This is a genomic window from Legionella genomosp. 1 (assembly GCF_900640215.1).
In the GTDB taxonomy this organism is placed as follows: domain Bacteria; phylum Pseudomonadota; class Gammaproteobacteria; order Legionellales; family Legionellaceae; genus Legionella_C; species Legionella_C quinlivanii_A.
Genome location: NZ_CAAAJH010000003.1, coordinates 107,916 through 122,239, shown reverse-complemented (window position 1 = coordinate 122,239; position 14,324 = coordinate 107,916). Strand labels below are relative to the sequence as shown.

Sequence of the window (14,324 nt, the reverse complement as noted above, 5' to 3'; positions counted from 1 at the left end):
CCCGCCTTCGCGGGAATGACAAAATTTTCGCAAATCAATAGCATAGGTTATACCTAATTAAGTTCGTTTATGCCCTTTGACGGAGTGACTTAGCCTGATTTATAGTTTCGATACCAGGGAGGGTCGATAATGAAAAAAAGAAATATCCTCACAACACTGTTCAAATATAGCATCGCTTTATGCTTGCTGTCCCCGTTTTGCATTGAAGCCAACAGCTTCCGAACCATTAATTTATCTGCGGCCCAATGAAACTGAAACGTTTACAGCAACTATAAAAGAAAAAGAAAAGCCGCTTCAGCTTCAATGGACACAGGCTTTTTTCCTGAATGGTCAATGGAATAAACGATAATTATCCTGATGAGAGAGAGTGAAATTCCTACCAGGATAATTTCACTGCCCTAGCTATAGTGTCCTGAATTTAGCACCCTGGTCATTCATTCGACTATACTTCTAGCTGTATATAAAGATTTTTCAAGGATTGAAAATGACAGCTACTGATACAGGATGTTTGATAAACCAATATCTTCTCGATAATGAGAAGCGCCTTGGTGATCGCATCTATCTTCGTCAGCCACGCGATGATCAATGGCATGAATATACCTGGCAGCAAACGATGCGGCAGGCCCGGCAGGTTGCGCGTTTTTTACAGGATGCGGGCTTAAACCCAGGCGATCGAGTGGCTATTTTTTCAAAAAACTGTGCGGAATGGTTCATTAGTGATTTTGGTATTTCTTTAGCTGGAATGGTGAGCGTACCGCTTTTTGCAAATCAGCACAAAGAGAGTATTGATTTTGTATTAAATCACGCCGGCGTGAAGCTGGTTTTTATTGGCAAACTGGATAACCATAAAAAAACCAGAGAATACATTTCCAATCAATTTACCTCCGTTTCTTTTAACTATCATCCTAATCTGAGCAACTGCATATCCTGGGATGAGATTTTAAAAAAAGAACCTTTACAGGAAGTTGTTTTACCACAGCCAGAGGATTTATTTACGATCATTTATTCGTCAGGCACAACGGGGCTTCCCAAAGGCTCTGTCTACACACATGAAATTATCGGTAATTATCTGGCGTTATTCCCTGACGATCTGGCACGCGTTCGTAAATTAAATCATTATCATCTGGTTTCTTATCTGCCATTGGCTCACGTATATGAACGAACAGCTATTGAACTGGGTAGTGTGAGTATTCCCTGTGATGTGTCTTTTATTGAGAGTCTGGACAAATTTGCTGAGAATCTTCGTGAAATAAAGCCCAGTCTTTTTACGGCAGTACCCAGAATATGGGGAGTTTTCCAGCAGAAAATAGAACAAAAAGCCTCGCCTGACAAATTGCGCCTGATCTTGAAAATTCCCATACTTTCTTATTTTATCAAGAAAAAAATCCGACACCAATTAGGGCTGGAACGATGTTATAACTGTTTCTCGGGCGCTTCTCATTTGCCCGCATCAATTATTAAATTTTTTGACGATTTAAATATTCCTATCCAGGAAGGCTATGGGCAAACTGAAAATCTTGCTTATGCTACATTATCCGAGTTATCCGAAAGACGGCCGGGCTATGTGGGAAGCCCAAGATTAAAGGTGGAAATAAAGCTTGGCGAAAATGAAGAACTGTTAATAAAATCACCTTGTCTAATGAAAGAATATTATGACGATCCAGAGGCCACTGTACGTTCTTTAACGGCTGATGGCTGGCTTTGTACAGGTGATATTGCTGAGATAGATAATTCATTGCGCGTGAAAATTCTCGGCCGTCTGTCGGAAAATTTTAAAAATCAGAAAGGGGAGTTTATTGCGCCAGGACCAATAGAGGAACGTTTTAGCGAAAGCTGCTTCATTGAACAACTCTGCCTTGTTGGGCGAGAACTGCCCAGCAATGTGCTGATAATCACATTAAATGAGACAGGTCAGCAGAAACCTCCGGAGTGGATTAAGGAACAGCTTGAGAAAATATTACACTCTGTAAATACTGACTTGGCCAGTTATGAGAAAATTAGCCATATCCTAATCAGCAAATACCCCTGGACCCCGGAAAATGGCTGCCTGACACCGACCTTAAAGATCAAAAGAAGAACGATTGAAGCGAACTACCAGCCTTTGATAAAAAGAGCGATTAAGGAAAGGCAGTCGGTTATTTGGGAGTAAAGTATCTTTTTCCCGTTTCGACCAGAACTGTCGTCTTTGCGAACGAAGTGAAGCAATCCACATCGAAGCTTGAATACAGTTAGGGATTGCTTCGCTAACGCTCGCAAAGACGGGTTTTTCTTCTCGTCTCGAAGGCTCACCCCTCATTACCCAACCTCAATAACAAATTCTTAATCTCGAGAATTCGTTCCTCATGGCTTTCACTATCCAGTGTAAACTTGAGCCTGGAGGGGCCTTCAAGCTGATAGCGTTTGGCATGAACCTGAATGAGATTAATCAGCACTCCAGTATTGATTCTGGGATTTTCTCCAAACTCAATTTTACCGTGCTGCTGGGCTGCGTATATTTTATTAATCCCCAACTCTGCCGCTATAAGTTTCAACTCAGTGACCCATAATAAATATTTGGCTTGAGGAGGAAGCAGCCCAAAGCGGTCGATCATTTCAATCTGCAGATCACGCAATTGCTCTTTATCGCCTGCATTGGCAATCCGTTTGTACATAATAAGACGAGTGTGGATGTCAGCAATATACTCTTCAGGCAAAATCGCGCTTAAACGGAGATCAATTTCAGGTCCTTGCTGCATAGGCCCGCCCAGTTCCGGAGTTTTTCCGGATTTTAAATCGCTAACCGCCTTATCGAGCATTTCCATAAACAGATGAAAACCTACCGCATGCATATTGCCGCTTTGTTCTTCGCCTAACAGTTCGCCTGCGCCGCGGATTTCCAGATCATGAGTAGCCAGTGTAAAGCCGGCACCGAGATCTTCCAGTGACACGATAGCTTCCAGACGTTTCACCGCATCGGGAGTCAGCAGCTTTTCATTGGGAGTAAACAAATAGGCATAGGCCTGATGATGCGAGCGGCCAACCCGGCCTCTTAACTGATGTAATTGTGCCAGACCAAATTTGTCAGCCCGATCGATAATAATCGTATTCGCCGTAGGAATATCAATACCGGTTTCTATGATCGTCGTGCATACCAGTACATTAAAGCGATGATGATAGAAATCAGACATTATTTTTTCAAGCTCTCTTTCCCTCATCTGCCCATGCGCGGTGCGGATTTTTGCTTCCGGAATCATTTCCTGCAATTCCTCAGCCGTTTTATCAATTGTCTGAACGTTATTGTGTAAAAAGTAAACCTGGCCGCCACGCAGTATTTCCCTCAGGATAGCTTCGCGTAACACCGATGTCTGCTTTTCCTGCCAAAACGTTTTGATAGCCAGTCGTTTGGCGGGCGGGGTTGCAATCAGGGAAATATCACGGATCCCTCCCATCGCCATGTTTAAGGTTCTTGGTATTGGGGTTGCTGTCATGGATAAAATATCGATATGGGTACGAAGCGATTTAATATGCTCTTTTTGTTTGACTCCGAATCGATGCTCTTCATCAATAATTAATAAGCCCAGATTTTTGAAACTAATGTTCTTGGAGAACAGTTTGTGCGTGCCAATAACGATGTCAATTTTCCCGGACTTTAATCCGTCTATAACCTGATTGGATTCCTTAGTGCTGCGAAATCGGGAAAGTAATTCAAGGTTGACTGGAAAATCGGCGAAGCGATCACGGAAATTTTCAAAATGCTGACCCGCCAAAAGCGTTGTTGGAACGAGGACACAGACTTGCTTGTTGTTCTGAACCGCCAGAAAAGCGGCTCTCATGGCAACTTCTGTTTTCCCAAAACCCACATCGCCGCATATCAGGCGGTCCATTGGCCTTGAAGATTTCATATCCTTGATAATTTCATTGATTGCATTTAACTGATCAACAGTTTCTGTAAACGGGAATCCACTGGCGAAACGTTGATATTCAAGGGAATCAAACTCATACACAAATCCGGGCTGCGCTTCACGTTTGGCATAAATATCGAGCAATTCAATAGCCACATCGTGAATTTTTTCTGCCGCTTTTTTCTTTTCTTTCTGCCACTGGTCGCTGCCCAATTTATGAAGCGGGGCATGCTCACTATCCATGCCAGTGTATCGGCTAATCAGATGTAAAGAGGTGACTGGAACATATATTTTATCATCACCGGCATAGGATAAGACCAGGAATTCGTTAATACTGTCATTGGTTTCGAGTGTTTTAAGCCCCTGGTAACGCCCGACTCCAAACTGAATGTGCACCACCGGCGCATGAAGACGTAACTCTGATAAATCCCGGATAATCAAATCCGGATCGACTGTTTTTTGCGTACTCCGGCGCTGGGGAATGGCCTGTTCACCGAAAAGCTGGGCTTCGACAATAATAGCGATTTGCGGGTCTAAAAGCTCTGCTCCTTCAATCAGAGGGCCGGTTGTAATACTAATCAGCTCATCACTGTTAACAAATGATTGCCAGTCACTAAGCTGATTTGCACTAATCCCGGTTTGCCTTAGCAAATCTAAAAGGACTTCCCGACGGCCAGCACTCTCCACCACAATTAAATGACGGCGGTCGGGTTGGCTGAGATATTCCCGTAGACGATGTAAAGGCTGTGGTGACTGACGTTGAACAGGAAGAGCGGGGGCTTCTTTCACCTTGAAGTTAAATACCGTCCCTTTTCTATCGACTTCCTGATGCCAGAGACGTAATTGCTGATGCGTATTCACCTGAGTCAGGAGATCCGTGGGGGTAATAAACATTTGTTCCGGTGTCAACACGGGTCGGCTGATATCATAGCGGCGCTGCTCATAGCGCAGTTTTAATTCCTGCCAGAATCGCTCCGCTTCGTCGGGTATATTCTGTATAAGACAAATACTTGCATTTTCTGGTAAATAGTCAAAAAAAGTGGCCGTATTCTCAAAGAAAAGAGGCAGATAATATTCGATACCAGAAGGATATTGGCTATTGCTGACACTTTCATAAACAGGGCATTGGCTTGGATTACCCGAAAACTGTTCCCGAAAATTTCTGCGAAACAGGGTGATGCTGGCTTCATTAAGCGGGAATTCTCTGGCTGGAAGAATTTCAATTCGATCAACCTTGGCAATCGTTCGCTGCGATTCAGTATCAAACTGACGAAGACTTTCAATTTCATCATCGAATAGTTCAATGCGGAATGGGCAATTGCTGCCCATTGGATACATGTCAATAATCGAACCGCGAACCGCGTATTCCCCATGCTCCAATACTTTATTGACCGAATGATAGCCGCCATTTTGCAGCTGGCTTCTGAAATGGCCAAGATCAAGTGTTTGGCCCTGTTTCAGCGCAAAGGCATATTGATGCAGAAACGCTGGAGGACAAAGCCTGTGCATGAGCGTTGACGCTGATGCAATAACAATCGCCTTACTGGCTTGCTGCAAGCGGTTTAATGTGAGCAGGCGTTCTGAAATAATATCCTGATGGGGAGAAAATAAATCATAGGGCAGCGTTTCCCAGTCAGGAAAATAAAGCAGTTCACAATTGGATTGTCCGAGGAAAAAACGCAACTCTGACATGAGTTGATTGGCCGTCAGAGTATCAGGGGTGATAAGTAATTTAACCCCGGGTTCATTCAGGCAGTATTCCGACAGGGCAAGTGACAAGCTGCAGCCATGAAGGCTTCCCCAGTTTTGTTTTCGGTCAACAGATGGATATTGGAGTATGGCGTTTTGCATAAATCACGATCAAGACTATTTGAGGGTTGAAAGTATACTACAAGATAAGGGATGAACGAAAATATCCGCGTAGCCCAGGGCGCATTGCCATAAAGTTAAGGAATTTTGTCATTCCCGCGAATGCGGGAATCCATTGCTTAGCCGGTATTATAGCTAGTTCAGAGGTAGATCCCCGCCTTCGCGGGGATAACAGTTTAATATACAATTGAGCTTATCTTAATGGCAGTGAGCCTAGGGCGTGGTTAACCTGGCTACGTTTACTGTATAACTACTTTTGTTGAATAATTGGCATATGTCGTTGCTGTAAGCAATCAATCACCTGATAGAGATCCAGCTCGCAGGCTTTGAGCAGTACCAGAACATGAAATAGTAAATCTGCTGTTTCTTCTATGACTGCGTCCTTATCGCCTTCTACTGCGGCAATCACTGTTTCAACGGCTTCTTCGCCTACTTTTTGAGCGCATCGAGGCACCCCGGATTGAACCAGCTGGGCAGTATAACTAATCCCTTCCTGCTGATCGCCACGCGTTTGAATGATGTCAGCGAGACAGGCGAGAAAGTTGATTTTTGCCGTGGTCACGGGTTTATAACAGCTTGAATAACCAAGATGGCAGGCAGGTCCTGTTGGAATAACCTGAACTAAAAGACTATCGCCATCACAATCTACAGCCAGTGAAATGACATCCATTGAATTACCCGAGCTTTCCCCTTTACGCCATATACGTTGTTTGCTTCGGCTGTATAAAGTAAGCTTTCTGGTAACCTGGGTTATTTCAAGTGCCTGAGGGTCCATATAACCTAACATCAGTATATCACCGTTATTGGCATGTTGAATTATGGCGGGAATCAGATTATTCATTTTTTCCCAGTCTAATAATGTATTATCAATATGATTCATAATCTAACCTCGATATTATTTTCCGCAAGCAAGCATTTGATTTCCTGGATACTTGCAATTCTGTCGTGAAAGATAGACGCTGCGAGCGCTCCATCAACTTGAGCTTCTTTGAATACAGCAATAAAATCGTCAGCCGCACCTGCTCCGCCAGAAGCAATTAATGGAACATGAATTGCTTGTCTGAGCATTTGCAACTGCTGAATGTCGTAGCCTTTTTTTACACCATCCGATTGCATACAATTCAATACGATTTCTCCAGCACCTCTTGCCTGAACTTCCTTCACCCAATCCAGGGTTTTGCGCCTGGAATTCAATGTTTTGTCCGGATTGCCTGTGTATTGGAATACATAGTAATCATCGTCAATCCACTGGCTATCGATCCCGATAACAACGCATTGCTTTCCAAATTGATCACTCAATTCATTGATTAATTGCGGTCTTTCCAAAGCCGGGCTGTTGATAGAGAGTTTATCTGCTCCCGCATTTAAAATAGCTCGCCCTTTATCCAGTGTACGGATGCCGCCAGCAACAGTAAAGGGAATATTGATTGTTTTGGCGATTGCTTCAATCCAGTTTAAAGAGACTGCGCGATCTTCACTGCTGGCCGTGATATCATAAAATACCAGCTCATCGGCACCGGACTGTGAATAGTGGCTGGCCAAGGGCAGTATATCGCCAATAATTCGATGATTTCTGAATTGAACCCCCTTAACAACCTGATTATTACATACATCCAGACAGGGAATAAGGCGTTTGGTTAACATAGCAAAACTCCCTCGGAATAACTGGATAAATCAAAATCGGTTTCATAAAGCATTCGCCCGAGAATGGCGGCTGACAATCCCATATCTGCCAGGCGCTTCAGATCATCCGCGCCACGAATTCCACCAGAGGCATGCCACTGAATTTGCGGGAATCGTTCAATAGCTTGCTGGTAAAGGGAAAAATCAGGGCCTTGCATCATGCCATCGCACTGCACATTCGTACAAAGAATTTCACGAATGTCCATATCCGAATAAGCCTCAACGAGATCCCAAAGACTAATCGCCGTGGGTTGCTGCCAGCCGTGACTGGTAAGCAAGGGCAGGTTATTGCTCCAGCGAATATCTAATGCCAGCACAATTCGGCCGCCACCGGCCAATCGGATAATTGCTCGCGTTAAATCGGGATCGTGAACCGCCAGACTCCCCAGAACGATGTTATGAATTCCGGCATCAAGGCATTGCTTTACTGTTTCAAGAGAGCGGACTCCACCTCCTGCCTGTAAAATTAAACCGGAGGATAAAAGGCTGGTCATTAATTCAAGCTGTTCCATACAGCCCGATCGTGCGCCGTCTAAATCCACCAGATGTAAACGAGTCATTCCTTTTTGGCGATAAAGACTTGCCAATTGCAAAGCTGTTTGTGGATAAATTGTGGTCTGTGAAAACTCGCCCTGACGCAAACGGACGCATTGCCCTTGTTGTAAATCGATGGCAGGAATAATATTCATTATTGCATCCTTAAAAAGTTATCAAGTAACTGTAAGCCGGCTTCTGCAGATTTTTCCGGATGAAACTGCATCCCTACTTTATTTCCCTGCTGCACAATCGCAGAGAACGGCTGCATATAGTCACAGCTGGCTATCGTGTGCTCATTACTTTTGTCAATAAATCGGGCATAACTATGCACAAAGTACAGAAATGTCTCTTGGGGAAGCTGTTGCTGAAGAGGAGACTCCTGCAACCAGCTTATAGAATTCCAACCCATATGAGGGACTGGACAGCCTTTCTGTGGAAAAAAACTGCTCACTTTTCCCGGAAGCAGGCCCAGGCATTCCACCTGGCCTTCTTCACTGTATTCATAAAGTAACTGCATACCGAGACAAATTCCCAGAACAGGCTGCTGAAGTTCTCTGATTAGATCAACGAGCCCGTATTGAATCAAGGCATTCATACCGGATAAAGCAGTGCCAACGCCAGGAATTATTAAGTGACTGGCCTGTTCAATTTTTTTTGGATTGTGGGTGAGTGTATAGTCATAACCCAGTCGGGCCAGTGAGTTACTCAACGAAGCCAGATTGTTCCCACAGATATCCAGTACCGCAATCATAAAATCCCCTTGGTCGAAGGTAAGTCATTGTCAATTCGGGCACAGGCTTGTCTTAATGCGCGGCCCAGGGCTTTAAAGCAGGCTTCTATCATATGGTGATGGTTTTCACCGGTGATTTTTATATGAATGCTTGCTCTAAGGCTTGCAGCTAAGGAATGAAAAAAGTGGGGTACCATTTCGGTAGCCATTCCGCCTACAAATTCCCGGGTAAATGATGCTTCAAAGCGGCAATAGGATCTTCCGCCCAAATCAATGGCAATAGCGGCCAGAGCTTCATCCATTGGCAGGGTAAATCCATAGCGGCCAATTCCTCGCTTATCGCCTAATGCTTCACACAGTGCGTCGCCCAAGACTAAGGCCGTGTCTTCAATCAAGTGGTGCTCATCCACTTCTGTATCGCCCAAGGCATTCAGTTGCAAGGCAAATCCGCCATGTTTGGCAACCTGCTCCAGCATGTGAGAGAAAAAGGGAATAGGCGTATTTATCGAAATATTGTTATCCGAGTCAAGAGTCAGGCTCATCTCTATCGCTGTCTCACGCGTACGCCGTTCAATCCGGGCCTTTCTTGCCAGAATGAGATTAACAATTTCCGGCCAGCTTTGTTGTTTGTTAACCTCTAAAAAGCCAATACCGAGATTTTCTGCAAATTGACGATCGCTTACACGGTCGCCTACCATCCAGCTCGTTTGATCCAGTTCATTATTTTTAAGAAACTCAGTCATTAACCCAATAGCGGGTTTACGGCAAAAACAAGCATCTTCCTCTTTGTGTGGGCAAATGAGGATATCCTGAAAGCGAATACCCTGTGATAAAAATAAATCCAGGATGAAATTCTGACACCGCTCAAACTCTGGCAACGGGAAACTGTCAGTTCCCAGGCCATCCTGATTCGTGATCATGATGAACTGATACCCTGCCTTTTGTAAACGAAGCAGAGAAGGGATCACATCAGGTAAAAGTTTAACTTTCTCAAACCGGTCTACCTGAAAATCTTCAGGCTCTTCCACCAGAGTTCCATCCCGATCAATGAGTAACAGTTTTTTCATACAACACCTGTAGGTTTAAAACGGTTTAATACGTCAAGGAGCAGGGTATTTTGCATCGCATTACCGACTGTAATGCGCAGCATATTGTGCAGTTCGGAAGTATTCGGCAATTGCCGCACCGCAATATCATGTGAGGCCAGCCAGACTTGTAACTGAGCGTTATATGGGCTTTTTATTAAAATGAAATTTGCCTCGCTGGGGTAAACAATCTCTATCCATGCAAAAGCCTTCAGGGCTTTAATCAGGTTTTGACGCTGTTCCACAATGTGGCTGACAGAGTTTGCAAGCCATGCCGGGTTTTTCAAAGCTAATTCGGCAATTTTCAATACAGGTGCTGCCAAATGATAGGGTGGGATAATCTTTTTTATTTGCTGAATGAATGCCTGGTTAGCGACGACCGCTCCCACTCTGACAGAAGCGAGTCCATAGGCTTTGGACAGTGTTCTCAAAATAATCAGATTTTCAAATTGCGGGAGTAAACTAATAGCACTTTCCCGAGCGGAAAAATCAATATAGGCTTCATCAACAACGACTGCCGCTTTATTGGTAAACTGTTCGCAGATTTCGGCAATGCTGGCAATATCCAGACAATTACCAGTGGGATTATTAGGACTGCATAGCATCACCAGTTTGCAGCCTTCACGCCAGCTTGAAAACAGTTTTTGCAAATCCAGGCTAAAATCGGATTTAAAGTCCAAAGGGCAGTCAATCACAGCCGCATTTTGCAGTTGCGCATAAAATCGATACATGGGGAAGGTGGGCGGGCATTGCAAAATGCTGTCCTGTCCTGCGATTAAAAATAAACGCATCAACAGATCGATACCGTCATCACTTCCTCGAGTGAGTGCAATCTGTTCCTGATTGACTTTATAGTATCCTGCAAGCAGCCTTTGAACTTCCCGCTCAAGCTGATAATCCGGATACTGATTTAAAGGCAGGTCAAGGGCCGAAACAGGTGCGCTGGGTGATTCATTAGCGTGCAGCCGGTATTTAAGCTCATCACCGCCCGGTCGATAAGGAATCAATCTGGCAAATTCTGGGCGGATTAAATTTAAAATGGTCACATTATTCTCCTGCGTAAACCGAGTCTATACGAAGCTGAATGGCATTGGCATGAGCTTGCAGATTTTCAAGCTTTGCAAGCCTCATAGCATATTCCCCCAAGCCCAAAAGGCCGGCCTTATCAATCGACTGGATAGTCATTGATTTCATAAAATCAGCGGTACTCAAACCGCTGTGTGTCTTTGCATACCCAAATGTCGGCAGGACGTGATTACTTCCGGTGATATAATCGCCCATACTTTCTGCGGCCCAAGGGCCCAGGAAAACAGTTCCGGCTGATTTGATCTCATTGAGCCAGTCACGGGCGTCTTCGCGATTAATAATTAAATGTTCTGGTGCATAACGATTTATTATAGCTAGCTGTTCTTTAACAGACTTGCAGACTAGTATGCTTCCTATGCCCAGCGACTGGCGAATGATCGCCTGTTTAGGCATTTCATAGATTTGTCTTGACAAGGCGGTCTGAACCGAGCAGGCAAAGGCTTCTTCCTCACATAGTAATATCACTTGAGAATCGCAGCCATGTTCTGCCTGTGCTAGCAAGTCGGCGGCGACAAATTCCGGATTAGCCCATTTGTCTGCAACGACCATCACCTCGGATGGGCCGGCAGGCATGTCAATGGCGGCCCCTTGAGGATCAATTGAAACCTGCGTTTTTGCCTCGGTCACAAAACGATTACCTGGGCCAAATAATTTGTCCATTTTGATGACCGTTTCTGTTCCATAGGCTAAAGCCGCGATTGCCTGGGCTCCGCCGAGTTTATAAATAGTGCTTATACCGCAAATGCGCGCAGCCACCAGCAGATGAGGGTCGATACCACCTGTTTTATCAGGAGGAGTACATAAAACGCGCAGCGGGCATCCGGCAATTTTGGCGGGAATGGCCTGCATCAGCAAGGAAGAAATTAATGGCGTATTATTTCCACCGGGTACATAGAGTCCCACTTTTTCAATAGGCCTATATTGCTTATCAATAATAATTCCAGGCGCTGTCTCAATGGTCTGTGAACAGGGCAGCACCGCCTGATGATACCTGGTAATGGTGTCTGTCGCCTGTACAATGGCTTCAAGCGCGTTATCCTCAATTATGGCTTCGGAAATTGCCTCAGGCTCAACCTGAATTGAATCCAACGCCACTCCATCGAGCTTTTCAGTCAGCTCAAGCAGAGCACTGTCCCCCTGGGTTCTGACCTGGGAAATAATTTCACTGACCTGTTGAGAGGGATCATTAGTCATAATGGGTCTTTCAAGGATTTGCTCTTTGGCTGAATCAGAAAGGGTGTTCCAGTTAATGATTTTAATCATGATTACTCCAGCATTTTCTCAATGGGTAAAACCAGAATAGAGCTGGCTCCCATTGCTTTAATGGATTCCAGCGTGTTCCAGAAAATTCCTTCGCTGGAAACGACATGTACCGCTACTTTCTCAGGATTAGCCGGCAGCGGAAGCACCGTTGGGCTTTCAGCGCCAGGCAAGTATTCACAGATCTGCTGTAGGGCATTACGGGGTGCATGAAAAAGAATATATTTTCTCTCCTGTGCCTGCTGAACCGCTTCAATGCGGCGCTTAAGCATGATGAGCAGATTTTGCAGTTCATCAGGAAGGGGATAAGATGATTGAATGAATAATGCCTGACTGTTTAAAAGCGTTTCGACCTCAACCAACTTGTTGTCTTCAAGTGTTTGTCCGCTTGAAACCAGATCGCAGATTGCATCAGCCATGCCCATTCGCGGAGCAACCTCGACCGATCCTGAAAGGGTTAAACATTCAGCAGAGATTTTATTTTCATCCAGATATTTTTTAAGAAGCAGAGGATAGCTGGTGGCTATGCGTTTGCCATCAAGACATCCTGGACCTCGATAGTCAAATGACTCTGGAACCGCAATAGAAAGACGACAGCGGCAAGTTCCTAAAGCTTGCAGAATAGAATAGGGTTTATCGGGAAAAGTTAGCGCCGCCTCCAGTAAAACATTTTCGCCAACGATACCGCCATCACAAAGACCATCGAAAAGTAATGCGGGAATATCATCGTCACGAATTAGCAGTAAATCAATAGGGAAGTTTTCGACATGGCATAAGAGGGCATTTTCTCGTAAGCGAAATTTTAATCCACAACGATTAAGTAGCTCCATCGATTCTTTGGCTAAGCGGCCTTTTTTTTGTATCGCTAAACGTAATCTTTTTGTCATGATTGATCTAACCTCTCTGCAATCAGTGTATAACCCCCGCTTCCCATGCTAAGACAGCGCGCTACACGCGTAATGGTTGTAACGCTCACTCCTGTTTGTTCGTGAATCGTTCGATAAGATAAGCCTTTACGTAGTAAGGGAACCACTTCCCAGCGATCGGCCATTGCTTCAAGTTCTGCAGGCGTACAGAGATCATTAAAAAAAGCAGTGGCTTCGTCTTCATTTTTCAATGAGCAAATTGCCTTCATTAAATGGTTGTTTGAACGTTTAGAATGGTTGTGTGATTTCATGATAGTGTACTAATGTAATATAACATTATCGCATTCTATCTGAATGCCATTTGATAGTCAAATCATTTGACATTCGGCGAGGTTTGAGATGTGATTACTGGCTAATGAAGAGGAAGGTCATTTTCGTTCAGGCGCATAGGTGTCAATTTAAAAAGAAATTCCCTTCTCTCAAGCTGGGAGAGGGCCAGGGACACTGCCAATAAGTTAAGGGATTATGACCTTCCCGCGAAGGCGGGAATCCATTCCTCAATTGGCATTATAGCGAGCTCAGAGATGGATCCCCGCCTTCGCGGGGAGGACAGTTTATATACAACTGAGCTTAACTTAATGGCAGTGGGGCTAGGGTGAGAGTTGATTTTAAACCCCTCTCTCTAACTCTCTCCCCTGAGGGGAGAGAGGATATAGGGAAACTTATTAAGTTGACCTTTATGCACACAGACGATAATAACCTGTTTAAAAAAGGAAGTTACCATGCTGCTCAAAAAAGAAAATTCGTGTTTATTGCTAATTGATGTCCAAAAAAAACTGGCTCCCCTGATAGAGCATTCACAAGCAATTATTGAGCGCTGCAAATGGCTAATGTCACTGGCAAGTGATTTATCAGTTCCCTGTTTAGTGAGTGAGCAGTATCCTTCGGGTTTAGGTCATACAGTAGATGAACTCCAGTCGCTAGAATGTGCAGAAACTTTTGAAAAAGTGTATTTTTCCTGCCACCGTGAGCCTGATTTTATTTCCACGCTAAAGAATCTGCACAGAAAACAAACCGTTTTAATTGGAATAGAGGCTCATGTTTGTGTTTTGCAAACCGCGATGGAATTAATTGAGGCAGGGTATGAGGTGTTTGTAGTTGTCGATGCGGTGGGCAGCCGAAAGACACTTGACTGGAAATATGGTTTGAAGCGAATGAAACAGGCTGGTATTCAACTGGTTACTTCAGAAATGGTATTTTTTGAATGGGTAGAAAAAGCGGGAAGCGCGGAATTTAAACGATTAAGCCAACAATATTTGAAATGAGG

12 protein-coding genes are annotated in these 14,324 nt (G+C 44.4%); 2 read left to right on the top strand and 10 right to left on the bottom strand.

Annotated elements, in window-relative coordinates; all coding sequences use genetic code 11:
• Positions 1 to 484: 484 nt before the first annotated feature.
• Complete coding sequence (locus E1O89_RS04400) at positions 485 to 2,149, top strand: AMP-binding protein (protein WP_133139118.1); 1,665 nt, start codon at positions 485 to 487, stop codon at positions 2,147 to 2,149.
• Between the two features lie 136 nt (positions 2,150 to 2,285).
• Here the strand turns inward: E1O89_RS04400 and mfd are convergent, their stop codons facing one another.
• The 10 genes from mfd to E1O89_RS04350 form a co-directional block, all read right to left on the bottom strand.
• Entirely contained in the window at positions 2,286 to 5,732 is a 3,447-nt protein-coding gene (gene mfd, locus E1O89_RS04395) for a transcription-repair coupling factor (RefSeq protein WP_133139117.1), read from the bottom strand.
• Between the two features lie 268 nt (positions 5,733 to 6,000).
• The gene (gene hisIE / locus E1O89_RS04390) at positions 6,001 to 6,630 is read right to left on the bottom strand and encodes a bifunctional phosphoribosyl-AMP cyclohydrolase/phosphoribosyl-ATP diphosphatase HisIE (RefSeq protein WP_133139116.1); all 630 of its coding nucleotides are present in this window, start codon (positions 6,628 to 6,630) and stop codon (positions 6,001 to 6,003) included.
• Positions 6,627 to 7,394 (bottom strand): imidazole glycerol phosphate synthase subunit HisF, encoded by a 768-nt coding sequence (gene hisF / locus E1O89_RS04385; protein WP_133139115.1) that lies wholly within the window; start codon positions 7,392 to 7,394, stop codon positions 6,627 to 6,629. The genes hisIE and hisF overlap by 4 nt, the downstream gene beginning before the upstream one ends.
• Positions 7,388 to 8,122 carry a HisA/HisF-related TIM barrel protein gene (locus E1O89_RS04380; RefSeq protein ID WP_133139114.1) on the bottom strand — a complete coding sequence of 245 codons (735 nt, stop codon included), beginning with the start codon at positions 8,120 to 8,122 and terminating at the stop codon, positions 7,388 to 7,390. Before E1O89_RS04380 ends, hisF begins: the two co-directional genes overlap by 7 nt.
• Entirely contained in the window at positions 8,122 to 8,721 is a 600-nt protein-coding gene (gene hisH, locus E1O89_RS04375) for an imidazole glycerol phosphate synthase subunit HisH (protein ID WP_133139113.1), read from the bottom strand. Before hisH ends, E1O89_RS04380 begins: the two co-directional genes overlap by 1 nt.
• Entirely contained in the window at positions 8,718 to 9,767 is a 1,050-nt protein-coding gene (gene hisB / locus E1O89_RS04370) for a bifunctional histidinol-phosphatase/imidazoleglycerol-phosphate dehydratase HisB (protein ID WP_133139112.1), read from the bottom strand. The genes hisH and hisB overlap by 4 nt, the downstream gene beginning before the upstream one ends.
• Positions 9,764 to 10,831 (bottom strand): histidinol-phosphate transaminase, encoded by a 1,068-nt coding sequence (gene hisC, locus E1O89_RS04365; RefSeq protein ID WP_133139111.1) that lies wholly within the window; start codon positions 10,829 to 10,831, stop codon positions 9,764 to 9,766. Before hisC ends, hisB begins: the two co-directional genes overlap by 4 nt.
• A gap of 1 nt (position 10,832) precedes the next feature.
• Positions 10,833 to 12,134, bottom strand: a complete 1,302-nt coding sequence (gene hisD, locus E1O89_RS04360; RefSeq protein ID WP_133139110.1) for a histidinol dehydrogenase — start codon at positions 12,132 to 12,134, stop codon at positions 10,833 to 10,835.
• A gap of 2 nt (positions 12,135 to 12,136) precedes the next feature.
• Positions 12,137 to 13,018 carry an ATP phosphoribosyltransferase gene (gene hisG / locus E1O89_RS04355; RefSeq protein WP_133139109.1) on the bottom strand — a complete coding sequence of 294 codons (882 nt, stop codon included), beginning with the start codon at positions 13,016 to 13,018 and terminating at the stop codon, positions 12,137 to 12,139.
• Positions 13,015 to 13,308, bottom strand: a complete 294-nt coding sequence (locus tag E1O89_RS04350) for a YerC/YecD family TrpR-related protein (protein WP_112219757.1) — start codon at positions 13,306 to 13,308, stop codon at positions 13,015 to 13,017. The genes hisG and E1O89_RS04350 overlap by 4 nt, the downstream gene beginning before the upstream one ends.
• A 471-nt stretch (positions 13,309 to 13,779) precedes the next feature.
• On the opposite strand from E1O89_RS04350, the gene E1O89_RS04345 reads away from it, so the two are divergent.
• Positions 13,780 to 14,322 carry a hydrolase gene (locus tag E1O89_RS04345; RefSeq protein WP_133139108.1) on the top strand — a complete coding sequence of 181 codons (543 nt, stop codon included), beginning with the start codon at positions 13,780 to 13,782 and terminating at the stop codon, positions 14,320 to 14,322.
• Positions 14,323 to 14,324: the final 2 nt, after the last annotated feature.

Excerpts from the sequence above, each read along its gene's own strand:
- hisG (WP_133139109.1), bottom strand. The coding sequence starts at position 13,018 with ATGACAAAAAGATTACGTTTAGCGATACAAAAAAAAGGCCGCTTAGCC.
- hisIE (WP_133139116.1), bottom strand. The coding sequence starts at position 6,630 with ATGAATCATATTGATAATACATTATTAGACTGGGAAAAAATGAATAAT.
- mfd (WP_133139117.1), bottom strand. The coding sequence starts at position 5,732 with ATGCAAAACGCCATACTCCAATATCCATCTGTTGACCGAAAACAAAAC.
- E1O89_RS04380 (WP_133139114.1), bottom strand. The coding sequence starts at position 8,122 with ATGAATATTATTCCTGCCATCGATTTACAACAAGGGCAATGCGTCCGT.
- hisD (WP_133139110.1), bottom strand. The coding sequence starts at position 12,134 with ATGATTAAAATCATTAACTGGAACACCCTTTCTGATTCAGCCAAAGAG.
- E1O89_RS04350 (WP_112219757.1), bottom strand. The coding sequence starts at position 13,308 with ATGAAATCACACAACCATTCTAAACGTTCAAACAACCATTTAATGAAG.
- hisF (WP_133139115.1), bottom strand. The coding sequence starts at position 7,394 with ATGTTAACCAAACGCCTTATTCCCTGTCTGGATGTATGTAATAATCAG.
- hisH (WP_133139113.1), bottom strand. The coding sequence starts at position 8,721 with ATGATTGCGGTACTGGATATCTGTGGGAACAATCTGGCTTCGTTGAGT.
- hisB (WP_133139112.1), bottom strand. The coding sequence starts at position 9,767 with ATGAAAAAACTGTTACTCATTGATCGGGATGGAACTCTGGTGGAAGAG.
- E1O89_RS04400 (WP_133139118.1), top strand. The coding sequence starts at position 485 with ATGACAGCTACTGATACAGGATGTTTGATAAACCAATATCTTCTCGAT.
- E1O89_RS04345 (WP_133139108.1), top strand. The coding sequence starts at position 13,780 with ATGCTGCTCAAAAAAGAAAATTCGTGTTTATTGCTAATTGATGTCCAA.